The organism is Paenibacillus urinalis (assembly GCF_028747985.1).
GTDB lineage: Bacteria > Bacillota > Bacilli > Paenibacillales > Paenibacillaceae > Paenibacillus > Paenibacillus urinalis.
On record NZ_CP118108.1, the window covers coordinates 3,468,219 to 3,494,666 of the forward strand.

Annotated in this window: 23 protein-coding genes; 5 read left to right on the plus strand and 18 right to left on the minus strand. The window is 45.4% G+C overall.

The window, feature by feature from the left end:
- Positions 1–15: 15 nt before the first annotated feature.
- The 6 genes from PUW25_RS15940 to PUW25_RS15965 all read right to left on the minus strand — a co-directional run bounded on the left by PUW25_RS15940 (position 16) and on the right by PUW25_RS15965 (position 5,108).
- Complete coding sequence (locus PUW25_RS15940; RefSeq protein WP_205052828.1) at positions 16–1,290, minus strand: molybdopterin molybdotransferase MoeA; 1,275 nt, start codon at positions 1,288–1,290, stop codon at positions 16–18.
- 178 nt (positions 1,291–1,468) lie between these two features.
- Positions 1,469–2,224: a DUF4247 domain-containing protein gene (locus tag PUW25_RS15945; protein WP_205052827.1), complete on the minus strand. Its 756-nt coding sequence runs from the start codon at positions 2,222–2,224 to the stop codon at positions 1,469–1,471.
- A 12-nt stretch (positions 2,225–2,236) separates the two neighbouring features.
- Positions 2,237–2,743: a DUF4178 domain-containing protein gene (locus tag PUW25_RS15950; RefSeq protein ID WP_047910595.1), complete on the minus strand. Its 507-nt coding sequence runs from the start codon at positions 2,741–2,743 to the stop codon at positions 2,237–2,239.
- Between the two features lie 35 nt (positions 2,744–2,778).
- Positions 2,779–3,183, minus strand: coding sequence for a DUF350 domain-containing protein (locus PUW25_RS15955; RefSeq protein ID WP_047910596.1), 405 nt, complete (start codon positions 3,181–3,183; stop codon positions 2,779–2,781).
- A gap of 128 nt (positions 3,184–3,311) precedes the next feature.
- On the minus strand, positions 3,312–3,980 hold the full coding sequence (locus tag PUW25_RS15960) for a PspA/IM30 family protein (protein WP_205052826.1): 669 nt from the start codon (positions 3,978–3,980) through the stop codon (positions 3,312–3,314).
- Positions 3,981–4,085: 105 nt separating this feature from the next.
- Positions 4,086–5,108 (minus strand): NADH:flavin oxidoreductase/NADH oxidase, encoded by a 1,023-nt coding sequence (locus PUW25_RS15965; protein WP_205052825.1) that lies wholly within the window; start codon positions 5,106–5,108, stop codon positions 4,086–4,088.
- Positions 5,109–5,257: 149 nt separating this feature from the next.
- On the opposite strand from PUW25_RS15965, the gene PUW25_RS15970 reads away from it, so the two are divergent.
- Positions 5,258–6,082 carry a polysaccharide deacetylase family protein gene (locus PUW25_RS15970; RefSeq protein WP_274337291.1) on the plus strand — a complete coding sequence of 275 codons (825 nt, stop codon included), beginning with the start codon at positions 5,258–5,260 and terminating at the stop codon, positions 6,080–6,082.
- Positions 6,083–6,168: 86 nt separating this feature from the next.
- On the opposite strand, the gene PUW25_RS15975 is transcribed toward PUW25_RS15970, so the two are convergent.
- The 3 genes from PUW25_RS15975 to PUW25_RS15985 all read right to left on the minus strand — a co-directional run bounded on the left by PUW25_RS15975 (position 6,169) and on the right by PUW25_RS15985 (position 9,158).
- Positions 6,169–6,834, minus strand: coding sequence for a 3D domain-containing protein (locus PUW25_RS15975; RefSeq protein ID WP_205052824.1), 666 nt, complete (start codon positions 6,832–6,834; stop codon positions 6,169–6,171).
- A 160-nt stretch (positions 6,835–6,994) separates the two neighbouring features.
- Positions 6,995–7,717, minus strand: a complete 723-nt coding sequence (locus tag PUW25_RS15980) for an amino acid ABC transporter ATP-binding protein (protein ID WP_047910600.1) — start codon at positions 7,715–7,717, stop codon at positions 6,995–6,997.
- Complete coding sequence (locus tag PUW25_RS15985; protein WP_205052823.1) at positions 7,704–9,158, minus strand: ABC transporter substrate-binding protein/permease; 1,455 nt, start codon at positions 9,156–9,158, stop codon at positions 7,704–7,706. Before PUW25_RS15985 ends, PUW25_RS15980 begins: the two co-directional genes overlap by 14 nt.
- Positions 9,159–9,396: 238 nt before the next feature.
- Between PUW25_RS15985 and PUW25_RS15990 the strand changes: the two genes are divergently transcribed.
- On the plus strand, positions 9,397–10,569 hold the full coding sequence (locus PUW25_RS15990) for a M20 family metallopeptidase (protein WP_047910601.1): 1,173 nt from the start codon (positions 9,397–9,399) through the stop codon (positions 10,567–10,569).
- Between the two features lie 203 nt (positions 10,570–10,772).
- On the opposite strand, the gene glgA is transcribed toward PUW25_RS15990, so the two are convergent.
- Both glgA and glgB read right to left on the minus strand, forming a co-directional pair.
- The gene (glgA, locus tag PUW25_RS15995; RefSeq protein ID WP_047910602.1) at positions 10,773–12,209 is read right to left on the minus strand and encodes a glycogen synthase GlgA; all 1,437 of its coding nucleotides are present in this window, start codon (positions 12,207–12,209) and stop codon (positions 10,773–10,775) included.
- Between the two features lie 31 nt (positions 12,210–12,240).
- On the minus strand, positions 12,241–14,286 hold the full coding sequence (glgB, locus tag PUW25_RS16000) for a 1,4-alpha-glucan branching protein GlgB (RefSeq protein WP_370510321.1): 2,046 nt from the start codon (positions 14,284–14,286) through the stop codon (positions 12,241–12,243).
- 210 nt (positions 14,287–14,496) lie between these two features.
- Here glgB and PUW25_RS16005 point away from each other — a divergent pair, with 210 nt between their 5' ends.
- Positions 14,497–15,720 carry a glucose-1-phosphate adenylyltransferase gene (locus PUW25_RS16005; RefSeq protein ID WP_047910603.1) on the plus strand — a complete coding sequence of 408 codons (1,224 nt, stop codon included), beginning with the start codon at positions 14,497–14,499 and terminating at the stop codon, positions 15,718–15,720.
- Between the two features lie 82 nt (positions 15,721–15,802).
- On the opposite strand, the gene PUW25_RS16010 is transcribed toward PUW25_RS16005, so the two are convergent.
- From PUW25_RS16010 to PUW25_RS16035, 6 genes are all read right to left on the minus strand, one after another.
- Positions 15,803–16,330 carry a GNAT family N-acetyltransferase gene (locus PUW25_RS16010; protein WP_052511768.1) on the minus strand — a complete coding sequence of 176 codons (528 nt, stop codon included), beginning with the start codon at positions 16,328–16,330 and terminating at the stop codon, positions 15,803–15,805.
- A gap of 22 nt (positions 16,331–16,352) precedes the next feature.
- Positions 16,353–17,786, minus strand: a complete 1,434-nt coding sequence (locus tag PUW25_RS16015) for a sensor histidine kinase (protein WP_047910604.1) — start codon at positions 17,784–17,786, stop codon at positions 16,353–16,355.
- The gene (locus PUW25_RS16020) at positions 17,783–18,481 is read right to left on the minus strand and encodes a response regulator transcription factor (protein ID WP_047910605.1); all 699 of its coding nucleotides are present in this window, start codon (positions 18,479–18,481) and stop codon (positions 17,783–17,785) included. The genes PUW25_RS16015 and PUW25_RS16020 overlap by 4 nt, the downstream gene beginning before the upstream one ends.
- A complete protein-coding gene (locus PUW25_RS16025) occupies positions 18,482–19,813 on the minus strand; it encodes a hypothetical protein (protein WP_047910606.1) in 1,332 nt (443 codons plus the stop codon).
- A gap of 20 nt (positions 19,814–19,833) precedes the next feature.
- Positions 19,834–20,559 carry a phosphonate ABC transporter ATP-binding protein gene (locus PUW25_RS16030; RefSeq protein WP_047910607.1) on the minus strand — a complete coding sequence of 242 codons (726 nt, stop codon included), beginning with the start codon at positions 20,557–20,559 and terminating at the stop codon, positions 19,834–19,836.
- Positions 20,560–20,646: 87 nt separating this feature from the next.
- Entirely contained in the window at positions 20,647–21,828 is a 1,182-nt protein-coding gene (locus PUW25_RS16035) for an MFS transporter (RefSeq protein WP_238546301.1), read from the minus strand.
- 213 nt (positions 21,829–22,041) lie between these two features.
- Between PUW25_RS16035 and PUW25_RS16040 the strand changes: the two genes are divergently transcribed.
- Positions 22,042–22,959, plus strand: coding sequence for an ArsR family transcriptional regulator (locus tag PUW25_RS16040; RefSeq protein WP_047910608.1), 918 nt, complete (start codon positions 22,042–22,044; stop codon positions 22,957–22,959).
- 29 nt (positions 22,960–22,988) lie between these two features.
- Entirely contained in the window at positions 22,989–23,741 is a 753-nt protein-coding gene (locus PUW25_RS16045) for an HAD family hydrolase (RefSeq protein ID WP_047910609.1), read from the plus strand.
- Positions 23,742–23,850: 109 nt separating this feature from the next.
- Here the strand turns inward: PUW25_RS16045 and PUW25_RS16050 are convergent, their stop codons facing one another.
- Positions 23,851–26,196 carry a type IA DNA topoisomerase gene (locus PUW25_RS16050; protein WP_047910610.1) on the minus strand — a complete coding sequence of 782 codons (2,346 nt, stop codon included), beginning with the start codon at positions 26,194–26,196 and terminating at the stop codon, positions 23,851–23,853.
- Positions 26,197–26,448: the final 252 nt, after the last annotated feature.

Below are 26,448 nucleotides of genomic sequence, written 5' to 3' on the forward strand. Positions count from 1 at the left end.
CTGCTCCCCCTTCATCTAGCATCCCGCTGCGGTGTTCAGCTTAAGCAGTTCTACGGGTTCCCCTGACTTCAGACCTTTGGATTCCGGACGAACAATAATGAGACAATCACTATCTTTGATCGTGACCATCACACTCGACTCGTCCACTTTTGCTGCAGATGCATATACTTTTCCGTCCTTAATACTTAATTTGCCCCGAACATAACGAGTGAAGTTGTTTACCTTGGTGTAATCCTCTCCTAAGGTTGCGGTCCACTTCTCCAAATAAGGCGAATCCGAAGCCTGCATCATTCGAAGAGTCGGTCTGACGAACAACTCAAACCCGACATAACATGCGCCTGGATTACCCGACAGGGCGAACAGTAATTTACCCTGTACGACAGCAGCCGTGGTCACACTGCCAGGCCGCATCATGACCTTGTTAAATAGCATTTCCACATCACCCTGCCGAACAAGATCGCCCATAATATCATAGTCCCCGACGGAGACCCCGCCAGTCGTTATAATTACATCATACTTCTGGACCACTTCCTCCAGCATACGCCGTGCAAGTTCAATATCATCCACAATGGAGCCGAGCAGATGCGGCTCACCGCCGGCCTGCTTCACTTGAGATAAGAGCATGTAGCTGTTGCTGTTCCTAATTTTGCCGGGCTGCAGTTCTTCATCTACACGAAGCAGCTCTGTTCCTGTTGCGAAGACAGCGACCTGCGGCTTACGATATACCGGCACCTCGTGGAATCCGAAGGTGGCGAGGACCGATATTTCTCCTGCAGACAGCAGCGTCCCCTTTTTGATCAGCAGGTCACCTTCTGAGATCTCTAATCCAATGGGGGTAATATTAGTGCCTGATGTGACAGAACGTTTGAAGCCGACAGACGCGGCTTCAGCTTCACTTCGGACCTCGGCAGCCTCGATCATAACGACTGCATCGGCTCCATCCGGCACTTGTGCTCCTGTCATAATTCTGGCCGCTGTTCCAGAGTGAATAACTTTATCTGACGCATATCCACACGGAATTTCATCTATGACTTGAAGCCATATTTGATTCGTACTGGAAGCCTCATGAAGATCGTTGCTCTTCACAGCATATCCATCCATCCCTGATCTCCGAAAATAAGGGTATGGGTGCGGTGCGTGAATATCTTTGCTGATCGTACGGCCATGCACCTCATCAATGCTTACGAGCTCCGTGTCCATCTCTTGTAAATACTTCGTTAACATCTGCTGTGCAGCCTCGACTTGTATCGCTTTACGATTAAATTTTGGATCTGTTGATAGATTTACCATCCTATACTCCTTATGTTTATCATCTTTTTCCAAAGTGTAGCGGCTTCTTACGATCCCTGCAAGGTCTTCACAGTCCAATTCCCCAATTCTGTTCAAAAAAAAGAGCTGAGTCTAAAGATTAAATCTACTTTAGATCCAGCTCCGTTCTTATTTGTTTGTGTTCCCTGTTTACCTTTACTTACCTTCGCCTTGTAATACGTCCTGAACCCATTTTCGTTTTGGGCCGGCTGCTCTTCTTCGGAGATGAAAATATACTTGACCCACTGCTCTTTCCTCGTTCAATCTTACCTTTGCTGGAAGAAGAGGACGATGAGGAGCCTCGTTCGAGCACGCTGTTTCCTGAGGTTGACTTGCTTGTATCTCCTGAATCTCCCAGCCCTCTCCTGATAATGGATCCACTCTTGTTCGTCGTTAGCGGAGGTGCCATCGACTTATCGTTATCCGTAGGCGTCCGATACGTTCCTTGGGATGGTTTATAAGTCTTCTGGGTCGTATAACCCCGATATTTCCCTGCGCCTTTTAACGAATCAAACATACTGTCGAGAATCGATGCCGTTATATAACCCTGGAGAAAAGAAGAGCTGTAGTTCTGTCTGACATATTCTTGCGAGTCCACTTCAATGAGCGTATCTTCCGGTGTTTCTGGGTCTTGCTGCAGATGATATAACTCATCAGGATATACAAGAAACATTCGCTCTGTATCCTGTGGAGATACTTCTTCCGGTGATCTCTCTTCCATCAGCTCATTCGCAACTTCAGGTACGGTCATACCAGCGGCACGATATACATAGGAAGTTGAATTGCCGCTGCCATTCACAGATTCGAGCGGGTAGTTCTCTTTGACCGCAGACGCTGTTCCACATCCAGTAAGTACTGAGACGAATAAACTGAGGACAAGTACAATTTTGATCATGTAAAAAAAACGCTTGTTCATGGTTAACCTCTCCTAGGTTGCCCGAATAACTTTAACATCTGCTGGAATGATGTGCTCTCCCTCGTACAGCATAAAACGTCCATTTTGCCATTCAATCCTGAGCAGGTGATTGTCATCAGACTGATACTGCCAGACATGCTGCTCTCCGCTTTGGGAGAAAGGAGTTCTTCCTGTTGTCAGCACATGCCCTGCGTATTGTTCTTCCATATGATAATCTCGGTCATCAAGCTCTATTGTTGTCGGTACTTCATCCGGGCTGTCGAGTCGTCCATCAATCGGCTGGTACAATCCGTAGGTGAGTCGTTCCCTCTCTTCTATATGCAGGTAAGCAAGCTGATTGCCGTCTTGAAGCGTAAGCACGACTGCATTGCGTCCACGATTCTGCACTCTTCCGACGACCTCGTAAGTGATCAGTGATACCTCGCATATATCTCCAGGAGCCAGCTGCAGCATACTCTTCTCTTGCGGCTCCGGCTTTGGCTTCGACAGCAGATTCGTTACTCTTTTCCATATACTCATTATCTATCAATCCCCTATTTCTTACTCGATCCTCATTATAGTGAAGCCGAAATGATCAATGCCCCAACCACATGTAGTGTTCCGGAGAACAACCCATATCCAATCTTGCCCTGCTGCATGCCTCCATCAATATCAAAGGCAGCGAACCTGCGAATGATGAAATGGACGACAGCTTCAATCACAAGCAGAATGATAAAAGAAATAACGGAGACGATTAATGCGTCTCCTAAATGATACGATACAGATATCGAAGAAGACAAAATGTAGCCCTGTGCGAACAGCTTCATAATAAGTCTTGTTGTTACCGCCATATTGCCTGCCTTCACTTCTGCAAAATCCTTATACTTCGTAAACAGCGAATCAATATACATCAGTATAAATAGCAATACAGCTCCCGATCCTGTCCATACCAGCATGCGTAAAATATCCATAAATTCCATCTTGGCCTACATCCCCCACCGTTCAAGATAACTCCTCATGAAAAACGAAGGAGAAACTTTAAAGGTCTCTCCCTCGCTTATATATGTGCTGATCCTGTTATCCATTCATAGATTGATCAACATTACGCTTATTTATTGTCGTATTGCTTCATCAGCGCAGCGAGTTCGTCCTCAACAGCCTGGTCTTTACCAAGATTCTCAAACTCTTCGTCGAGAGATTTATCCTTCTTGTTCATTTCATTGCTTGCTTCTGCCAAGGCTTCAGCCTGCAGCATTTTATCTTCCATCCGTTTAAGACCGGCTGTTGCAGAATCTGAGCTAAAGTCATTCATCGCCTTGTTAATCTCAGTTTGTGCTTTGGCTGCATTATAACGGGCAACCAGAGTTTCACGCTTGCTCTTCATTTCAGCGAGCTGCTTGCGCATCTCCTCAAGCTTGCTGCGGAGATTATCAGCCGCCGCCTTGTTTTGGTCGTAACTTGTCTTGTATTCAGTAAGCTTCGCTTCTGCATTCTTCTTCTCTTCCAATGCGCGACGCGCCAGATCAATATTCTGGGCCTTGGCTGCGGTGTGAGCCTGCTCTTCACGCTTCTTAACCAACGCTTCTTGCTCTTCGTACAGAGACTTAAATTTCTTCTCTAGGGCAATCTGAGAGGCAACCGCCTTCTCTGCGTCCTCAAGGTCTTCCTGCATATCACGAATATATTGATCCGTTAATTTAATCGGGTCCTCTGCTTTATCAATCAGTGCATTAAGGTTAGACATCGTAACATCACGTAATCTTTTAAAAAACGACATTTCATATTCCTCCCAATGGTTTTCTATTTGCTTCCTTCTTCATAACTCATCAATTTTGCATCTAATCCAATATTACGAATCAATTTAGAATACGTTTCAAAATAATTAAAAACCTCTTAAATAAGGCTTGGGTATAGACTGCTTGCCGCTAATAGCTTGGGATGCGTGCAACGCCCAATACGGATCACGCAGCATTCCCCTGCCGACCGCAACGAGATCGGCTTGACCCGATTCAACCACATTTCTTGCATCCTCATAATCCTCCAGCAGGCCAACTGCAATCACTGGAATCCTCAGCTCATTCTTGAATATATGGGCCAAATCCACCTGATATCCGGCTCTTGCGGCAGGGCCTCCATCTGAACCGATCGGGCCTTCTCCTCCAGAGGTGATATGGAAGATATCCACGCCCGCATTCTTATATTTTTGACTAAGTTCAACCGCATACCGAACATCATAGCCATGATTTACATACTCCTTCGCGGAAATACGCATGATGATCGGCATTTCACTCGGAATCACTTCTTTAACCGCAGTAATCACCTCAACACCAAAACGCGATAAGTCCTGACCGTATTCGTCCTCACGGAGATTTGTCAGAGGAGAATGAAATTGATGAATTAAGTAACCATGTGCTCCGTGTATTTCAACGGTATCAAAGCCAGCCTCTACTGCCCTTCTCGCCGCTTCCTTATAATCGATGACCAACTGCTTCACTTCTTCATACTCAAGCGCTCTTGGCACATCATACCGCTCGCTGAATGGAATGGCAGAAGGTGCAACAGGTGGCTTCGCATCTTGAGCCTTACGGCCTGCATGCCCCAGCTGAATACCGATCTTACACCCGTAGGAATGAACGGCTTCAACCAGTCTTCGATAGGATGGAATTTGGTCATCACTCCATAGTCCTGTATCCAGATCGGTAATTCTTCCGTCCGGATGTATACCCGTCATTTCAACAATAATCAATCCCGTACCGCCTACAGCGCGGCTGACATAATGTACGTAATGCCACTCATTAGGAATCCCATCCTCCTGCGTAACACTGTATTGACACATCGGCGGCATGACAACGCGATTTTTAATTTCCAGGCCCTTTATCTTAATAGGCTCAAACAATTGACTCAAGCGCCCCTCAGCTCCTCGTCCTTTTTTCTAGAATAATATCATCCTGCTAAGGTAATAACAAACAAGTAACACTTTGTTCCTTGCTACCAATTTCGCATAATGCAATACAGTTTAGCCTTCAAATACATAACAAAGGAGTTAAATTATTAATGAAGCGTTTGTCATGTTACATCTTGATGTTAATGCCCTCAATTGCCATTATTAGTGCTTTGATATCCCCAGACTTCTCGAATGCCTTCTATAAGAATCATACGAATTCTATACAGCCGGCGGCCATTCACAAGCCCGATTCTTCAAGAGCTTCCTCCGAACGTAATACACCAACTCTGGGACAGCTGCGTAAGAAATACAGCCATTACTTCCTTACCAATGGACCAAGGGTTAACAAGGTGGCGCTAACATTTGACGATGTTCCCGACCCTAGGTTTACTCCGCAAATTCTAGATATTCTTAAGAATCACGGTGTAACAGCTACCTTCTTTGCGAATGGTCATCGGATAGCAAAATATCCCAACATTTTCAGGAGAATTCATGAAGAAGGTCACGCGATCGGTAATCACAGCTATTCACATCCTAACTTCAACCGATTGTCCGTTCCTGAATTTGTGAGTGAAATTCAAAGAACAGAGCAGGCTGCCTTTCCGATTATTCAGTATTATCCAAAAATGATCCGTCCCCCTTATGGAGAAATTACCGAGGATCAATTAAAGTGGGCTGCAGAACACTCCTATCGCATTGTGAATTGGAATGTAGATTCACTCGACTGGAAGGGAATCGGCAAGAACGAGGTTATACAGAACATTATGTCTAACATCAGACCAGGAGCGATTGTCCTTCAGCATGGCGGAGGCGGCGTAGGCTCAGATCTCAGCGGTACGATTCAGGCGCTGCCTGAAGTGATTACCAGGCTCCAAGCCTTAGGCTATGAGCTTGTCACCGTGCCTGAGCTGCTTGGAATCAGCCTGGAAAAGTAAAAAACTCGTGAAGGCCGCTGGCTCTTCACGAGTTTACATAGTTCAGGTTATTCGGTTATTCAACCCGATTGATTGGATTCATTGATTCATTCTTTGATGAAATACAATTTCACGTCCTGGATTCCAAATTCACTTACAAAGCTCGGACTTCCAGGAATAAAGATATCAATTTTGTTACCTTTTATGGCACCGCCAATATCCGTAGCCGTGGCTACAAAAGCCTTATCCGGCAGCCCGTCATGAGAATGTCCGGTTACGAGAACCTTGGTTCCAAGAGGGATGACATCAGGATCTACCGCAATGGTACCGAGCTTCAGATCATTGCCGAAATAATCGACGGCTCCGTATCCGCCGTTCTCCGCAGGATCCGAGGAGTAAGCTGTCGCTTTGACATTCAGCGTTTTGCTATAATCAAAATTCTTACCCCACGCCTCAACCACTTTGTTTGAGCTATCTACATTTAAGCTTGCAGTCACTGCTTGATTGCTGTTACTGCCAGCTGCTTGAGCCGTCAATTTCGACGTTGTTGGGATTGTAATCTTCAGTCCGCCGTAAATGTTATATGGCGAGATTTTTTTATTTGCATTCATTAGTTGTTGTAGATTTACTTTATACTTTTTAGATAGTGTGTAAAATGTGTCCCCTTCTAGAGCAGTATGCACCTTGGCCGCCTGCGCGGGAACAACCTGAACCATCAAAGCCGCACCTAAGATCGCTGCAGCAATGCTAGTCTTCTTGAAAGATTTAAACATAATGTCCTCCCTCATGAATCTGACTGACGTAAATATATCACAATTTTGTAACCTTGTATTATGTAAATGTTGGAAACTGCTGTCTAACCGGCTCCAATCTATACACAAAAATACCCCAGACACGAATGTCTGGGGCAGTAATCATTACAAAATATAAGTGTTATAATACCTTGCTGAGAAAATCCTTCGTACGCGGATGCTGAGGATTCGTGAATACTTCCTCTGGCGTTCCTTCCTCAACGATCTTACCGCCATCCATGAATAGAATTCGATCGCCGACTTCGCGGGCAAAGCCCATCTCATGTGTAACGATGACCATGGTCATTCCACCTTCGGCAAGCTTCTTCATGACATCCAGCACTTCTCCAACCATCTCGGGATCCAGCGCTGAGGTAGGTTCATCAAACAGCATGACATGCGGCTGCATTGCAAGAGCTCTTGCGATCGCGATACGCTGCTTCTGTCCGCCCGACAATTGGTTAGGATAAATGTTCTTCTTATCGGACAATCCCACGGTCTTGAGAAGATCATCGGCAATTTTGTCGGCTTCTTGTGCAGCAATATTTTTCACCGTGACTGGGGCAAGTGTAATGTTCTCTCCTACTGTCTTATGAGGAAACAGATTAAAGTGCTGGAATACCATGCCCATTTTTTCACGGGTAGAGTTAATGTTATGCTTCGGATCTGTTATGGAATTGCCTTCGAACAAAATGGTTCCATCGCTCGGCACTTCCAGCAGATTCAGGCAGCGTAGAAATGTACTTTTGCCTGATCCTGAAGGACCGATTACGACGACAACTTCACCTTTGCCGATCTCGATATCAATTCCCTTCAAAATATTGAGATCTCCAAAGGATTTATGCAAATTTTTAACGATTATCACTTGTTCTCAGCTTCCTTTCGAATGCACCTAGCAGCTTGGACAGCATGAAGGTAAGAATGAAGTAGATGACCGCGGCAATGATATACGGGCTCAGACCTTGATACGTAATACTGCGAACCGTATTCGCCTGGTACATAATATCCATCATACCGATGACGGAAATAATAGACGATTCCTTAATAATGGTAATAAATTCATTACCGATGGCCGGAAGAACTGTCTTCATCGCCTGCGGCAAAATGATATGTCTCAGTGCCGCTCCACGCGTCATACCGAGTGAACGGGCGGCTTCCATCTGTCCTTTGTCCACTCCCTGAATTCCTGCTCTGAAAATTTCAGCGAGATAGGCCGAGCTGTTAATGGATAATGTGATTACACCGGATTGCAGTGGTGAGAGATTAATACCAAATACCAAGGCCAAACCATAGTGAATAATCATCAGCTGAACGAGCATTGGTGTACCGCGCAGCACTTCAACATAAGCGGTACCCAGCCATGCGAGGATCTTAATTCCCGACATGCGTACCAGTGTAATGATAAGACCAATGAGGAAACCGAAGATTACACCGAGAGCGGACAGCAATAACGTGTATCCAATCCCTTTGGCATAATAGCTGCGGTACTCCCAAGCTACTTCAAAAATATTTTTGTCTCCCGTCTTGCCTGCTGCCAGAAGACTTGCTTCCTCTACCATTTCAGTAATTCTGTCGTCTGCTTTAAGCTCGGCAAGTGTTTCATTAATAACGGCTAGCAGCTCAGTATTACCTTTTTGTACCCCAATCGCAGCATCGGATTCCGATTCATCCGGTACAGCATCAGCGAGCACAATGTCATCGTTTAAGTAACCGGCTGCAACCGTATCCTCTACGATTAGCGCGTCGACTCGCTCCGTTTCAAGCTGCATTACGATATCACCGATCTTATCCAGTGAGGTTATACTCGCATTCGGCACTCCTTGCGCAATTTCCTCTTGAATGGAACCTTTCTGAACACCGAGCTTCGTGTTCTCAAGATCAGCCATCGTCTTATACTTGTCCGTATCTTCAGCACGAATCACGACAACCTGTCTTGCTTTATAATACGGATCCGAAAAATCGATGCTTTGCCGACGTTCTTCCGTCGGAGTCATACCGGATATAACGATGTCAACACGACCGCTCTGCAGCGCTGGAAGCAGGCTGTCAAAGCCCATATCCTGAATAACCAGCTCGGCTCCCATCTTTTCCGCGATCGCCTTTGCAATTTCGATATCAAAACCGACAATTTGATCCTGACCATCTATCGTTGTATGAAACTCATAAGGGGGGAAATCTGCACTAGTTCCCAATATTAGCTGTTGTTTGTCACTATTTGCATCCTGTGCATAAGCCGTTTGAAGTCCTGCAGGAAGCAGGATGATCATGCACATAAAGAGCATTAGCAACCGAAATGTTTTCTTCAACCCTTGTCTCTCCTTAACTGACTTATAATTATTATTGTTAATAATTCGAATCATCATTATAAGTGAAAATGTATGAATATGCAATGAACTTCCAATAATTTTCACGCTTATTCGCTTACAATCGACTCGAACACTTGAAATTCGACAAAGTTAAAGACGATATTATACTGACAATGCTATAATGCTTGTGTAATGAGGCCATCCATTAAATAGGCCGCCACGAGGAGAGCGATTTGAATTGAACAAACAGACCATTAATCAGACCATTGATCAATATAGTTCCCGTTTCAAAGAGATTTCATTATATATTGGTCAGAACCCGGAGCTTGGAAACGAAGAATTCCTTGCATCCGCAAGACTTAAGGAAGAACTGATTTTCCATGGCTTTGAAGTCGAAGCACCTATACTTGGCCTTGAGACCGCATTTATCGGTACTTACAGCGCTGCTAAGCCCGGACCAAGAATTGCACTGCTCTGTGAGTACGATGCCCTCCCCGAACTAGGGCATGCCTGCGGTCACCACTTAATCTGTATGATGAGCTTGGGTGCAGCAGTGGGTCTCAAATCCGTCATTGATGAGATCGGAGGTTCCATCAAAGTATTTGGAACGCCTGCTGAGGAAACCAAAGGTGCCAAAGTACCCATGGCTGCTGCCGGATTATTCGACGACTGTGATATTGCCATGATGACGCATCCATTTTATGCATATGAGAAATCAGGCACCTCCCTGGCCATGGATGCTATCCAATTTGAGTTCTTCGGTAAATCCTCACATGCAGCTGCAAGTCCCCATGAAGGGATTAACGCACTTGATGCTGTTATTCAAACGTTCAACGGCATTAATGCTTTCCGTCAACAAGTGAAGAGCACTGTTCGCATCCATGGCATTATTAACCATGGCGGTGAAGCTGCCAACATTATTCCGGATTACGCCTCAGCCCAGTTTTATGTCCGGGCATCTACACGCAAAGAGCTTGAAGTGTTAACGGAACGCGTCATTAAAATTGCAGAAGGAAGCGCTCTTCAAACCGGCTGCACTTTGAAGACGTCCAATTATGAAACTTCATACGACGAGATGAACACGAATGAGATTTTGTCTGATGTCTTTAGTGCCAACTTAGTAGAGCTTGGTATTAGCAAGGACGAGATCAGTACTGGAGACGATCACGGCTCCATGGATATGGGCAATGTATCTTTAAGAATTCCAGCCATCCATCCGTACATCAAAATTATTGAGGAGAAGCATGCGCTTCATTCAAAGGAATTTAGAGATTTGGCAATGGAGGAACGAGCACTCTCAGGCATGATTCTCGCGGCCAAGGCACTCGGAAACACCGCTTATGATGTCATCACACAACCAGAACTGCTTACCCGGATTAAAACAGCTCACCATGCAGTAAATCACATTTAAATTCAGCAAATGAATCAATTTCATAAATCATTAAATGAAATTCCCGTCAAAAGAAAAAAGGGTACCGAGTTTAATTCTCGGTACCCTCTTTATAATGAAGCAACTAAGTTAACACTTTATGCCGCCTACAAGCCCAAGTGAGATCGCTAAATAGTTAAGGCTGATATAAATGACTTCATTGTAAATAGTTAAACGAGTTGAAGTTACTTCGCCGTTAACCTCTCGTATATATCCGTATAGGCTTCTGCCGATACATCCCAGCTGTAATCTCCGTTCATCGCATTATACATAATTATCTGCCAATGATCTTTGAGACCATAGAACTGCAATGCTCTTCTGATTGTAAACAGCATGTCATGTGCATTGTAATTGGTGAAAGTGAAGCCTGTTCCTTCTCCTGTAAACTCGTTGTAGGCCTGTACCGTATCATTCAAACCACCTGTCTCACGAACAATCGGGATGCTTCCATACTGTAATGCGAGCAGCTGGCTGATTCCGCAAGGCTCAAACATGGAAGGCATCAGAAACAGATCACTGCCGGCATAGAATCTTCTGGATAAGCCTTCATTAAACCTTATTTGTGCTGACATCTTCTCAGGATGACGAAGACCTGCCTCATAGAACCAGTGCTCGTATGCATGTTCACCTGTACCCAGTAGAATAAACTGGACATCATCGTAATACAATAGCTCATCAAGTGTTCTGCATACCAGATCCAGACCTTTGGACTCTACAAGACGAGTAACCATTGCGATGACAGGAACCTCAGGTCGAACGGGCAATCCAAGCTCCTGCTGAAGAGCGGTTTTATTTTTAAGCTTTAACTCCATATCAGCTGAGGTATAAACCGCAGCGAGATCTCTATCGTTCTCAGGGTTATAACTGTCCGTATCAATTCCATTAACGATTCCCGACAGCTTGCTGCCAAGCGATCGAAGCAGTCCATCAAGACCATATCCGTAGTGAGCTGTCTTAATCTCCTCAGCATAAGTCGGACTAACCGTCGTCACATGATCGGAATACACTAAACCGGCCTTCATAAAGTTTAGATTACCGTAGTACTCTACACCATCCATCGTAAAATACTGATCATGTAAATTTAGTAAGTCATGATGTACCTCGTACGGGAATATACCTTGATACAACAGATTATGAATCGTAAACACCGTTCTAATGGACTGATATTCAGGGAGATGATCATAATGTGCCTTTTTAATTAGCGGGATCATTCCTGTATGCCAGTCATGACAATGAATGACATCCGGCTCGAAATCCAGAAATGGGATTACTTCCAGCACCGCACGATTATAGAAGGCGAATCGTTCACCATCATCCATGTAACCGTATATTCCATCTCTGCCGAAGTAATATTCATTATCGAGGAAATAGAATGTAATGCCGTTATGAACGAGACGCTCTACTCCGCAATACTGCTTGCGCCAGCCGACGTATACATCGGCCACCGTTACGGGCTCCATCTTCTCACGGTAACGGTCATTTATGCCTTTATATTTGGGTAACACAACTCGAACATCAACCCCATTTTTACGCAATGCCTGAGGCAGTGCGCCGATGACATCGGCCAGTCCTCCCGTTTTGATGAATGGATGCCCTTCTGCTGCGGCGAATAGTACATTCATTAGTGCTTCCTCCTTGATCGATGCTTTCGCTCTACATATATACTGCTGGTGTGTTTTGTTTATACAATCGGAGCATCCTGCAGTGCTTGTTGGGTTGTCGTTTTTTGGGCTTGACGGCTTTTTTCTTATCCAGTGCAATCTCATTTTTGAGTTCCACAGGCTTAGCGTCCGATTTTACTCTGCCACGGGTTGTCTTCTTCAAAATAACAACACTGAGAGGCGGAAGCGTGAGAACCAGACTGTTCGGCTGTCCATGCCAGGAAGTTTTCTCCGTGCGGATCTCATTATTAACATGCTGCCCTTCTCCGCCAAATTCCGTGTCGTCACTATTGAAAATTTCAGTATATGAACCAGGTCTTGCGATTCCTATGCGATAATTCTGTCTAGCCACAGGCTGAAGATTAATGACGACAATCAGTGTATCTCCTGGCTTCTTGCCTTTTCGGAGATAGGAAATAACACTTTGTGAGTGATCATCTGCTGATATCCATTCATAGCCTTCACCCGAGTGATCCAGTTCCCATAGTCCTTTTTCCCGGATATACAGTTCATTCAGCGCCTTAGAGTAGGCATGAAGCTTACGATGACTCTCATAATCCAGCAAGAACCAATCTAGGGGCTCTTCATCCTTCCATTCGATAAACTGACCGAATTCCCCTCCCATAAAGAGCAGCTTTTTGCCAGGAAAGGTCATGAAATAACCGAGAAGCGCACGAAGTCCTGCAAATTTCTGCTCATAGTTGCCTGGCATCTTGTCCAGCAGCGACTTCTTCCCGTGCACCACCTCATCATGTGAAAGTGGAAGCAAGTGGTTATCCGCCTGCGCATAAACAACAGGAAAGGTAAGCAGATTGTGCTTATAAGGCCGATAACGGAAATCTGTTTTGAAATACTCCAAGGTATCGTTCATCCAGCCCATGTTCCATTTGTAATTGAAGCCAAGTCCGTCAGCAAATACAGGGCTTGTCACACCAGGCCATGCGCTTGATTCTTCCGCCATCATGAGTGCATTAGGATAATAATGATAGATCGTCGTGTTTAACTGTTTTATAAAATCGATGGCTTCCAAATTTTCGACGCCGCCAAATTCATTTAAAGTATATTGGCCTTCGTTTTTCTCAAAATCCAGCCTGAGCATACTCGTGACCGCATCAATCCGAAGTCCATCAATATGATATTTTTCCATCCAGTAAATGGCGTTAGAGATCAGAAACGATCTCACCTCCGGCTTTGAATAATCAAAGCTCAGTGTACCCCAGCCTGGCTTATCGGATTTGAGTGGATCCGCATACTCATAGAGCGGTGTACCGTCAAACATACGAAGTCCGTGTGCATCTCTCGCAAAATGAGCAGGTACCCAGTCCAGAATCACGCCTATACCGGCTTGATGAAGCTGGTCAATCAAGAACATCAAATCTTTAGGAGTACCATACCTGCTGGTTGGGGCAAAATAACCTGTATTCTGATAACCCCAGGACAGATCGTAGGGATGCTCACTGAGCGGCATGAACTCGACATGAGTGTAGGACATTTCAACAAGATAAGGGATGAGCAGCTCCGCCATTTCTCGGTATGTATAGAAACTCATATCATCCTTTTGCTTCCATGTTCCAAAATGCATTTCATATATATGGAGCGGTTTATTGTAAGGCTCCTTCTGTTTGCGGCGCCAAGCCGCATCATGCCATACATATCCTTCGATGTCCGCTGTTACCGATGCCGTTGCCGGTCTTACCTCTGCCTCGAAGGCATATGGATCTGCACGGAGCAAGGATTCACCATGGGGAGAAATAATATGATATTTGTAAAAAATTCCTTCTTTAATTTCAGGAAAAAAACGAGTCCAAAGTCCCGAATCGGGTATCTTATATAAGAGATCAGACTCGCCAAGGCCGTGATAACCGTTCCGATCGTGAGCAAGGCCCACTTTTATCGCGTTGGGAGCCCATACCGTAAACCGGTAACCCTTAACCCCATCTTCCACAACGGGGTGTGCCCCCATAAAGTGATGACTGAAATGAGACGTCCCTTCATGAAAATAATAAATATCTTCAGAAGAGATGATGGATTGTTCCAACCATTTGTTCTCGGTCAAAAGATCACCTGCTTTTTTAATTAGAATTTCAAACACATTATTACCCCATTTTCACCAATTTGAATAGCAAAAATAGCTCAAAATCAATTTTTTATTTATTTTTCAAGTTTTTCTGAAAAGGTTGTTTCACGGGTGAAGGTCGCCGTTTAATAATATCTCAACGTCAACATTAACATTCGGGAGGGAAACGAAATGGCTAAGAAAGACTGCATCGCCATGTTGCTCGCAGGAGGAGAAGGAAAGCGCCTTGCGCCTTTGACATCGAGCATTGCTAAACCTGCTGTTCACTTTGGTGGAAATTATCGGATTATCGATTTTCCTCTCAGCAACTGTGTAAATTCAGGAATTGATACAGTGGGAGTATTAACACAATATGAGGCTGAATCACTGCATCAACATATTGGTGAAGGTGAGCCTTGGAGACTGAACCAATCTGGCGGGAATGGAATATCACTCCTTCCTTCTTGGAATATTGGATGTGAAGAAGGATATTGCGGAACTGCTGATGCTATATATAAAAACATTGAATTTATTGATCAACATGATCCGGAAGACGTACTTATTCTGTCTGGAGATCACATTTATCAAATGGATTATCGTGAGCTGCTTCAATATCACACCGACAAAGGTGCTAAGGCGACGATTGCTGTTATCGAAGTACCTTGGAATGAGGCACATCGCTTTGGTGTGATGGGTGCGGATGAAGACATGCGTGTTACCGAGTTCGTTGAAAAACCAGCGAAACCGGAGAGCAACCTGGCTTCAATGGGTATTTATGTATTTAAGTGGAGCTACTTAAAGGAGCATTTGCTTCGTGATGCGGCCATTCAGGAATCTGGACATGACTTCGGTAAAGATCTTATTCCAGCCATGCTTACGAGCGAAGACCCGCTATATGTATACAACTTTAACGGGTATTGGAAAGATGTAGGCACGGTTCAATCGTTATGGGATGCCCATATGGATCTCTTGAACGGAGTAACCTTGAACAAGGAATCTGAACAAACGTGGCCGATGTTCACTCGCCAATGGCGTACTAAACCAAGTGCTCATAAACCGAGAACAAGCAGCTTTGATACTTGTATGGTTCATGAATCATGTGCCATTGAAGGTGATGCAGACCGTTCGGTCATCTTCTACGGTGTCGAAATTGGAAAGTCAAGCTCCATTAAAGACAGTGTAGTGATGCCGAATGCGAAGATCGGACGTAATGTAACGATCGAGCACGCAATTATTGGCGAAGGTGCCATTGTAAGAGATGGCGCAGTCATCAAAGGCAAAGTAGACGAGATCGTAGTCATTGGACCTCATGAGACCGTCGTTTCTAAGCCTGCGGTACGTACTCAGCCTAACCGTCTGCTTAAAGAAGTATATGAAAAAACAGGTCGCCTTCGTGCGGAAGGCTTATCATCATAATAACATTTTCGAACGAAAAGAGCACCCCTTCTTCTAGGAGTGCTCTTTTCACTTGCAAAATAATAGGGTGCCAGCTTACACCTTAACGTTCGTACAAATTTACAACCCGGACTCCCATGTCCGTAACGCCTTGATGCTTGAATCCAAGCCCTTGGTAAAATGCATTAAGCTTAGGACTATGCGTAATACAATCCAGCCTTAAGGCCCTCTTACCTTTAGAGGTGACAATCTCTTCTGCCGCATCAAGCAGCCACTCACTGATTCCACGTTTGCGGTACGCTTGACGAACCGTTAGTCGATGCAGATAGCCGTATTGATCATCATTAAGAGGACCCCAATACGATGGATCACTGCCTTGCAGCGTGAACATACCGACAGGTACTTTGTTCAGATAAGCGACATATACTTCACGGTCATCAAAATAGGAGCGGACAGATTCCGAGGTAAACATGTCCGGTGTCCAATGCTTCAATTCGCTTGCAACCATCCATTCCGCTGCTTCCTTCAACAGAAAAACAATATCATTCGTTTCTTCAGGGGTGGCTTTGACTAGTACAAGCATGCCCTCTTGTTCTTCTCTTTGCTTAATGAGCTCTAGATTGTCTAACACGATCTCTCTCCTCCAATACCCATTATGCTTCAATGGTTCCTTGCTGATCCTGCTCCTCATGAGGCTCTTCCTTCAAGGCAGGCAAGCGAACCGTAACTGTCGTGCCATTGCCGAGTTCACTCTGCATGCTCATGATGCCCCCATGAAGCTCAATGAGCTGCTGGCTGATAGCAAGTCCAAGGCCCGTACCACCATGCTGGTGATCCACTTGATAGAAGCGGTCTTTTACTTTTGCCAAATGCTCTTCACTGATCCCGATCCCCGTATCCTGAACCGACACGATGATGAATTCATCTTCGCGCTGAAGTGTAATGTAGATCCACGAATTCATGTGAGAGAACTTGATTGCATTGTCAATGACATTAAGAAATACCTGCTTCAAACGATTGCCATCGCCCAAAATAAGATATTCCTCTTCCTCAGCGTCCAGCTTAAGCTGGATTTGCTTCTGCTCTGCCTTTGCCCATACATTCAGCATCACTTCCTGCATGACTTCACGTACACTAACTGACCCTTTAACCATTTTCATTTCGTTTTGCTGCAGCTTAGAGAAATCTAACAGCTCCTCTACCAGCCCGATTAATCGATTCGTTTCGTTCGATATAATCTTTAGACCCATCCGCGTCTCATCTGGATCATAACCTCCGGATTCAAGCGTTTCATTCCAGCCTTTAATGCTGGTAAGCGGGGTCCTCAGCTCATGAGAGATCGACGAAATAAAATCATCCTTGACCTGGTTGCTGCGCACAATTTCCTGAGCCATATAATTCAGCGTTGAGGCCAGCTCTCCAATCTCATACTTGTAATCCCCTTCGATCCGGACATCGAACCGGCCCTTCGCCATTTCAGCGGAGACTCCAGTAATGATGTTGATGGGCCTTACAATAGAATTAGCGAGCCCAATACTTATCGTGAAGACAAGAACGAGGACACCAACGACAATCAGACTGGACCAAATAAGGATATCGATCAGTGCTTCATTGACACGCTCCATGCTTGTTACGTAACGGGCGATGTACACATTGTCATTACCATAATCAATCTTCGTCGACACCGCCATTACGGACTCCCCTGTTACCGAGTCTTTCCCGATCCAGCGTCCTGTGCTGCCCTTCAGCGCCTGAGGTATATCACTCGTCTGAATAGTTCGGTCGGACTCAAAGCCCGAGGACAAGGCAAGCACATTTCCTTCTGTATCCAATATTTCTAGAGAGGTATTGTCCAGCTTGAGATAGTACATCAGATTGGATATAAACGAGCTTTCATTGCTGCTGTCTATAAATGAAGAATTATAGTATCGGATTACATTTTTCGAATTGGATTCAATGTAATTATAGATACTGTCATAATAATATTTCTGCATCGCAACCAGGAAAATAGATTCGATCAGCAATAGCGCAAGCAGAACGAGAATAAAATATTGCAGAACTATTTGCCTGCGTATGCCTTTCATCATTGAGCTCTACCCTTCCACTTGTAGCCATGCCCCCAAACCGTTTGCAAGTATTCCGGCTCTGAAGGGTTGTCTTCAATTTTTTGACGCAGACGACGAATGTTCACGTCCACGATTTTGGGATCTCCCATATATTCTTTGCCCCAGACATGATCAAGAAGCACATCACGGCTCAGCGGTGTATTTTCTTTCTCCAGGAAGAATTGCACCAGTGAAAATTCGGTCGGTGTAAGTTCAATCGCTTGACCGTTTCTTTTGAACAGCTTGGAAATAAGATCTAAGGAGAACGGTCCTGATTCAAATGTAACCTTGGCAGCTGTTTCACGGTGAACGTTCACTCTCCGGAGCAGCGACTGAATGCGTGCAATAAGCTCAGTAGGGCTAAATGGCTTGCTGACATGATCATCCGCTCCAACCGATAACGCATAGACTTTATCTTGCTCCTGCACCTTAGCTGTCAAGAAGATAATCCCGATGCGCTCGTTTGTTTCCCGAATTCGGCGGCAGACTTCAAACCCATCTATTCCAGGAACCATGACGTCAAGAAGAGCAATATCGATATCATTTACAGAGTTGATAATTCTCATTGCCTCCATACCGTCTCCTGCTTCAAGCACTTCAAAGCCATTACGCTTCAAGTTCAACACGATAAAACTGCGGATCGATTCCTCGTCTTCCATAATCAATACTTTACTCATTTAATCACTCATTCCTTCCTGTTCCATCTCTTGCGGGATATTATCCGGTTCCGTTACACCTGCCTGTTTTGGTAAACGATATCCGATGACCTGATTGCTCGACCGGACAATCTGTTTCCATTCATCTTTTACTTTCTCCCACTCATCAAGTGAGAAGAATTTGATCTCTGCTACAGTCTCATCCGTATCGATCAGCTTGAAGCGAAGATATTTATCCTTGACCGATTTCGTATCCAGTGTAACATTTCCGTGCTGCTCCGGCTTAAGGTTGAAATAAAACCGATCCTGATCATCACGGTACTGCTGCATAACAAAGGTCATGTCATCCTTCCCGTTCCACTGATAGAAGGAATAGAAGTAGAGCTTCTCGCTGTCGACAAACATCTCCCAGCCTGGCGGAATTTCGAGCAGTCCAAATTCAACAATTCCATCGTTGTTAATATCTTCACTCACGATTTTTCGCGGCTTGAAGGTGATATCTATTCCTTTATAAGCCTCAACAAGCTGGTTGTTCTCCATATACACAACATCTGTGTAGGAATTGGATGCATCTAGACCGATATCAAGTAAAATACCTGTATGATTCGGTGAGATTTTACCCGCCGATACGTTGTAGAAGTCCCTCATGCGAGTTTCGATTGTCAGCTTGTCAATCGGTTCGAACACTTCATCTATATATTGATAGACCGTTACGGTTCCTTGACCGCTTGTCGGCAATATATTCATGATCGTCAGATCATTAATGCCGTCCCCATTCATATCCATTGGATTGCGGGACTCATCTACAATGACATACTTGGAATAAGGCATTTCCAGTATCTTTTGAAGGGTGCTGCCATTATAACTATAGGATGCAAGCCAGTTCTGGGCATTCTGTTCCACACTGTTCGAGAAGCCGGCGATAATTTCCAGATCGTCATCTCCTGTGATGTCTTGCAGCCGGAATGAATTGAGGACCGATCCAAGACCATCAAAGGTTAATTTCTTAACCCAGGTCACCCCTCGCTTCTCAAGCACCATCCCATGGATTTTCACTTCTTCATCCGGTGTGTCATAGAAGACGACGGCCTCCATCACTCCGTCATTATTCAAGTCTTTCTGAATAATCTTGTTAGACATCTCTCTTGGCTGTGTAATCGTAGAGCCTTCAGGTAATTCCCCCTGAATAACGCTGAGCAGATTCTCCCGCTCCGATGTCAGCTGCGGCGTTTTCATAAGCGACTTGGGATCGTTGAAAGAATCAAGTCCGTTCGCGCAGGCAGTAAGCAGCATAAGTACGGCAAACAGCAGCACTGCATGAAATATCCTTTTTATATGTTGTGCATTTAACACCTGATCACTCTTTTCACTCGTTAAATCTTGTTTTTTTCGTGCATGGTCAGACGCCGGCCCCGGATATCAAAGGCAATTTTTCCTTCAGATAGCCCCCATATCCTTGCCGCATGACGTTCCGCTAGCTCGATAGGAAGTACGGCAATCACAGTAACATTCTCTTCCGAGCACAGCTTCTTAAAGTTCTCAAGCACACTGTCTGCTGACTTCGGATCGAGTCCAATAACAGGCTCATCCGCCAAAATAACCTTGGCGCCATGAGTCAGTGCTCTTGCGATCGCCACACGCTGCCGCTCTCCGCCGCTAAGCTGTCCAGCCTTCATATGGGCTTTATCTAGCAAGCCCACACTCTCAATAATGTCCATGGCTCCCATATAATCATCCGAACGTACCATCCCGGTCACCATTCTCCACCAAGGCGTTTGCCCTGAACGACCAATAAGTACATTCTTGAGCACCGTCTTATTCGTGAACAGCTCTGGATTCTGCTCCAAATAGGCCCATTCGCGCTTAATCTGCTTTTTACCAGCATAACCAGCACCGAAGATATCCGTACCATGTACCGTAAATTTTCCTTTATCCCATTGCTCCTTCAGGGCCAAACAACGAAGAAGCGTGCTCTTACCGCTGCCGCTGCCGCCCACAATCCCGATAAATTCCCCTTGCTGCATGTCAAAGCTTATCTCACGAAGCACCGGAAGCTTGTCCGCACCTACGCTTTTTGCTAGATTCTCTACTCTGATCATTTACGCTTTAACTCCTCTTATCCGTAGATTGTATATTCTTAGTTTATTGGAAAAAGAGTCGATTTACCATATGAGAACAAACATTCCTCAGATTAGATTTGTTTTTGATCCCTGTTTCGATCGAAAAAAGAAGCCTGCTATTCCAAATACCAGGTAACAGCCGCCAAGAAGCCAGAACATGGCACCCGGAGCACCGAGCCCCAGCATGATACCTCCTAGATTCGGCCCTAAGATGCTTCCTATATTAAATTGAAAAGAAGCGACAACATTTGCAGATGGAAGCAGCTGCTTCGGAAGAATATCAGCAGCATATGCGAGCCCCAGTGAGAAGAAGGAGCCCACAAGCCCACCGGCAAGTGTAAGTAGAATCAAGGTATACCAAAAATGAGTACCGACCATTGGAATCATTAGAAAGAATAAACCTCCTAATATTCCGCTGATCATCAGTATCTTTTTACGCCCGTATTTGTCACTAAGTGCACCTAACGGGAGCTGCAGCAGCAGTCCGCCAATCCCTACAAAGGGCAGGAGCGTTGAAATGTCATTCTCAGAGAATCCGATTCGAAGCCCATATATTGGGAAGTTACTGTTCATTCCCGACTCCATATAACCGTACAGGAAGGCTGGCAGGAGTGCATACCACGCAAGCATGAAGCCTATTCTGTACCGCCCCTTGACCTGCTGCGTCGTACTCATTTTCTCCGGGCGTGTATCCGGCAGTCGTAGTGCAAGGAACAGCACAACAAGCATGATTAGAAACAATATGACGAACGGCAGCATTTGATTGTAATCCAGCAATTTAATACCTAGTGGTCCAAGACTAAATCCGATACCGTATGACATTCCGTAAATCGATATATTTCTTCCTCTTGAGCCCGGAGGCGTCACCAGCAGAACCCACAGCTGTGTTGCATAGTGTAATGCGCTGTCTCCAATTCCGACGAGGAACCGAAGCAGAAACCATAACCGCAGATCCGGGAAAACCGGAAATAAAATTAACGGGATCATGACTACAATAAGTCCTGCAACAATCAGTTTCTTAAAGCCGACTGCACCCAGAATTCGTTCTGCAACCAAAGTCATTGCAAAAGAACCGACATACATGACTGCGGCATTCATGCCGTTCACACTTGAGGATACGCCCATCTTCTCAATAAATATGGAAAGAACGGGTAATAATAAACCTTGACTTAAGCCTGCTACAATAATAATTGCGATTAAGATCAAAAAATGCCGTGATGATCCTTCTTGGTGTATTCCCTTCTTCAATGCGAACCTACCTTTCACTTGAACAAAAAGAAAAATCGTCATCGCTGACGACCTGTCACTGTCCTCTATTATAGCCCTCCGGCTGAGGAAACGGGTTACAAAGTATTCAACATTATAGTGGACAATACGCCCAAATACAAGCGATAATGAAATGAACGCTTACTTTTCGTAAAAGATAAGCTGATACCTGTGATAGGAGGTCTGTTTATACAGATGAGTTATCAGGTGAAAGTTGACGTTTCTCCCATTTATGAGCTGCTGAACAGCTTTATGGTTTATGTAACAAGAAGATGGGTTCGCAGTCTTGATCTCGGTCCAGAATGGATTGAGAACATAGACAGCACATTAAGCTTGGATGTACGGGAATCCATTAGAGCTGCTGCTGCTTGGCCTTTCAGCGATTATGATGTGCTGTTTGCATGGACGGCACTGCGGGAGCAGACGAGCGAGGTACAGCCATTCCTTGAAGAAATGGCGGGCAGGCCTATTGAGGAGCTCTTTCAAATGGTCCGTCCCTTGCTTCCAGATCTGACGGTTGAGCAGGCTTCCCGAATACGGGATCATTACATCCCTCTGCTTCAGCTATGGGACAAGCATTATTATCAATCGCTTCTTCCCGAATACCGAAAGCTTATAGAGGAAGACAGCTCCGAGAAAGAACTGCTATTGACGAAGATGAGTCCTGACCGACTGGTGGACTATGCAACAGCAGGCCTTATCGTAGAAGACATTCCGGGGTTAAAAAAAATTATATTGTTTCCAACCGTTCATAACAGACCGATTAATATGTATTGCTTCTACGAAGGTATGCTATTAATTCAGTATCCGGTTGATGTGCCTGAAGAGCGTGATGATGAACCGCCTGTCAGCCTGCTGAGACTAACCGAAGCCATTTCTGATCCTGAGAGATTACGCTTGCTTCGTTATATATCTAATCAGCCTAAATCCATTAAACAGATGTCCAGTGAGCTCAGTCAGTCCGAAGAATTTCTTCGTCCCCATCTTATGGCTCTGCGTGTATCCGGCTTGCTGCAAACCCACTTAGGTGAGGATCAAAGTGAAAAATATAGCCTGAGAACGGATGGACTATCGGAGCTTAACATGTATCTGGAAGCTTACATTCAAATATGACAACGTTAGAACAGCAAGGAGTGAAAATAATGAAATCCTACGTACCGCAGCAGATTATATTTGATCTTGACGATACACTCATACACTGCAACAAATACTTCAATTTAACGCTCGGTGCGTTTTACGAACTCATGCAGGAATGGTTTTGCGATTACAACATTACAATTGATGAAGTGAGATCGAAGCAAATTGAGATCGATGTGTCCGGGGTTAACATTTTCGGCTTTGCCTCCCAGCACTTCCCGCAATCCCTGATTGATACATACGTATTTTTCTCCAAAAAAGTTCACAGAGCCATCGACCAGGATGAACAGGCCCAGCTCCAAAAGCTAGGTATGAGCGTATACGAGCAGGAGGTCGAAGCTTATCCTGGCATGGTAGAAACGCTGGAGCTGCTTCGTGACCAGGGTCATACGCTCCATCTGTATACAGGTGGAGAGCATATGATCCAGCAGCGCAAAATCGACCAAATGAAGCTTGGCGAGTACTTTGATGATCGAATCTATATTACGAAGCACAAAAATATTGAAGCACTCGAAGCCATCATTTCGAAGGGGAATTTTGACCGCTCCGTCACCTGGATGATTGGCAACTCGCTGCGTACGGATATTGAGCCCGCGATTTCTGCAGGAATTCACGCAATCTACATCGAGCAGGACGTGGAATGGCAATATAACGTAATTCAGCTGAACAAGCCGGACAATTATTCCTTATACACGATCAAGAAGCTGGTCGATGTTCCTGATGTAATCCAAGGATACTTATCAGGTCTACAAAATTAGGTGTAATTTACAAAAGAACTGTCCACTCCCCTTAAGTTCGCTTTCTTGGGGTGTGAGACAGTTCTTTTTATGTGGGTTATATGCTCGTTTGAGTCGGGATCAACTGCAACTACTCACGCTCTAGTGTCAGCTTCCCTGTTGCTTCATCGGCCAGGACAATTCTCGCTTTATTGACAGCTCCTGTACTTGTCTTAAATGACAACAGCTGTGTCTTGCCTTTGGACAGCAACGACTCAAGCATCTTCTCGGAGATTTGTTTGCCCGCAAAATCCTTCCATATGACAAATCCGCAGCCTTGCTTGAAATGACTGCAGCCATATCCTTTACGGCCTTCAATGATTGTCCCGCCGCAGCCCGGACGCGGGCAGCTGCCGAGTGCGGTACGCCTACTAGAAGTCTTGGCAGACCCCGATGTACGGGTTGACGCAGCAAGGGAACCTGTGGCAGATGATGCTGTCGATACTCGGGAAGCTGAACTTCCTTTAGATATAGAGGAAGTATTCGACGCAGACGATTTACTCGAACCAGCTGATGCTGACACTCTTGTCCCTCGCTTGGTGCCCTTAGCGCTGCGGCCTCCTCTGCCTCTCTTATTCATATCCTCATCTCCAAAAGCATCCTTCGCTGCAGGCTGCTGTACACGGACCTTCTCAATGATGGAGATCGTGAACCGTTTAACATTGTCCATGAACTTGTCCTGTGCAGCTTCACCCTTGGATATTTGATTCAGCCTGCGCTCCCATTGTCCTGTCATTTCCGGAGAAGCGAGCAGATCGACTCCCGCACTACGAATTAACTCTATAGCGGTGCGGCCTTTTTGTGTTATCGTCATCTTCTTGCCCGTCAGCTGGATGTAACCAACCTGCTTAAGCCGTTCAATAGTCGCTGCTCTTGTCGCTGGAGTTCCAAGGCCTGCGTCCTTCATCGCATCTCTAAGCTCATCATTCTCAATCTGCTTTCCTGCACTTTCCATCGCTTTCAACAGAGTTCCTTCCGTGTAGCTCTTCGGCGGCTGAGTCTGCTTCTCTTTCATTTCGCTCTTCTTGCATGAGACCGGCTGCTCGCTGTTCAGATGGAAAGGCTCAGACGTATGCTCCTCCTGCTCCTCATCATCCCCGTCTTTCTTGCTTCGGCGCTTCTTGGCAGCGGAATCCTCTGGTGGCAGAACAACCTTCCAGCCTAAGGACAGCAGCTCCTTCACATTTGTTTTGAAGGTCTCTTTTTCCACTTCCGTAAAAACAGTATGCTGCTTGTACTCCGCCGGCGGATAGAAATGAGATAGAAAACGGCGCACGATCAGATCATAGATCTGATTCTCGTCTTTACTTAAAGAGCCCGCTTTCTTGAGTGTGGGCAAGATGGCGTGATGATCCTCGACGCGCTGTGGATTGCAGACACTTCGATTACCTTTGTGCACAAATGAAGGATTCGCCCCTTCCGCCAGCTCGGCGTAAGGTCCATTTTTCAGCAGCTGTAGAGTCTTCTGCATGCCATCAATATTTTGCTCGGTCACATAATTCGAATTCGTCCGCGGGTAAGAAATAACCTTGTGCTTCTCATACAGTGCCTGAGCAATATCCAATGTTTTTTTGGCAGGAAAACCAAACTTGGCGTTGGCCTCTCGCTGCAATAGCGTCAGGTCATACAGCTTAAACGGGTATTCCTTCGTATTCTTCACATCGTATTTGGCGATGCGTCCCTGCTTGCCTTTGACCTTGTCCGCTATATTCTGGGCGACATCACTGGACGTCAGCCGATCGCCTTGCCACACACCTCGATACTCCGTCTTCTCCTGCTTGAAGGTGGCTGCGACTTCATAGTAGGTCAGAGAATCAAAGGCTTCAATTTCCTTCTCCCGGTCATAAATAAGGGCAAGGACAGGCGTTTGTACTCTGCCGACAGACAGAAGGGCATTATGTCTAGTGGTAAAGGCTCTCGATGCATTCATTCCAATCAGCCAATCTGCCTCGCTCCGTGCTCTTGCCGCTTCCGTCAAATGATAGAAATCCGACGCGTCATGCAGCTGGTCGAAGCCGCGTTTAATGCTCTCAGCTGTCAAATCCGAAATCCACAGCCGCTTAACAGGCTGGCTCAGCTTAAGCTGCTGCTGGATGAGGTCGAATATATACTGACCCTCACGCCCTGCATCACACGCATTGATGATCAGATTCGCCTTTCGCGCGAGCTCCCCAATGGTTTTGAGCTGATCCTTCGTCTTCGGATTCGGTACAATCTTGAATCGATCGGGTATGATGGGCAGATCATCAATACTCCATCTCTTGTACTTGGAGTCATATGCCTCCGGCTGAGCCAGTCCCAGCAAATGGCCAATCGCCCAAGTAATGATGTACCTTTCTCCCTCCAGATACGTTCGGTTGTTTTTGGCACGCGGTTCCACCACGGCTGCTATCGTTCGTCCCATGTCGGGCTTTTCCGCGATAATGAGCGTCTTCATCCGTCCGTTCCTCCCTATTTTAGCCCTGTACGAGCCAAAAAGGAGCTTCCCTCATATTTTGACGGAAGCTCCTTGCTTCTAAGTACCCTCATTATAGCAGAAAACTTGATGTTTCGTAAGTTTCAAGCATTTTTGCTGTATCGCGCCGTTCCGTGAACGAATGGGTCTGCTGGACGCCAATTGCCCGCTGATTTTTATAATTCAATATACAATAGGTATAAAATCAGCGGGCAAAAGCGCACGCTTCGCTCC

Coding starts and splice junctions, on each gene's coding strand:
- PUW25_RS15955 (WP_047910596.1), bottom strand. CDS start 3,183: ATGGAATTTATGGATATTTTACGCATGCTGGTATGGACAGGATCGGGA.
- PUW25_RS16040 (WP_047910608.1), top strand. CDS start 22,042: ATGAGTTATCAGGTGAAAGTTGACGTTTCTCCCATTTATGAGCTGCTG.
- PUW25_RS16020 (WP_047910605.1), bottom strand. CDS start 18,481: ATGAGTAAAGTATTGATTATGGAAGACGAGGAATCGATCCGCAGTTTT.
- PUW25_RS15970 (WP_274337291.1), top strand. CDS start 5,258: ATGAAGCGTTTGTCATGTTACATCTTGATGTTAATGCCCTCAATTGCC.
- PUW25_RS15950 (WP_047910595.1), bottom strand. CDS start 2,743: ATGAGTATATGGAAAAGAGTAACGAATCTGCTGTCGAAGCCAAAGCCG.
- PUW25_RS15945 (WP_205052827.1), bottom strand. CDS start 2,224: ATGAACAAGCGTTTTTTTTACATGATCAAAATTGTACTTGTCCTCAGT.
- PUW25_RS16005 (WP_047910603.1), top strand. CDS start 14,497: ATGGCTAAGAAAGACTGCATCGCCATGTTGCTCGCAGGAGGAGAAGGA.
- PUW25_RS15960 (WP_205052826.1), bottom strand. CDS start 3,980: ATGTCGTTTTTTAAAAGATTACGTGATGTTACGATGTCTAACCTTAAT.
- PUW25_RS16045 (WP_047910609.1), top strand. CDS start 22,989: ATGAAATCCTACGTACCGCAGCAGATTATATTTGATCTTGACGATACA.
- glgA (WP_047910602.1), bottom strand. CDS start 12,209: ATGAATGTACTATTCGCCGCAGCAGAAGGGCATCCATTCATCAAAACG.
- PUW25_RS15975 (WP_205052824.1), bottom strand. CDS start 6,834: ATGTTTAAATCTTTCAAGAAGACTAGCATTGCTGCAGCGATCTTAGGT.
- PUW25_RS15940 (WP_205052828.1), bottom strand. CDS start 1,290: ATGGTAAATCTATCAACAGATCCAAAATTTAATCGTAAAGCGATACAA.
- PUW25_RS16030 (WP_047910607.1), bottom strand. CDS start 20,559: ATGATCAGAGTAGAGAATCTAGCAAAAAGCGTAGGTGCGGACAAGCTT.
- PUW25_RS16015 (WP_047910604.1), bottom strand. CDS start 17,786: ATGATGAAAGGCATACGCAGGCAAATAGTTCTGCAATATTTTATTCTC.
- PUW25_RS16050 (WP_047910610.1), bottom strand. CDS start 26,196: ATGAAGACGCTCATTATCGCGGAAAAGCCCGACATGGGACGAACGATA.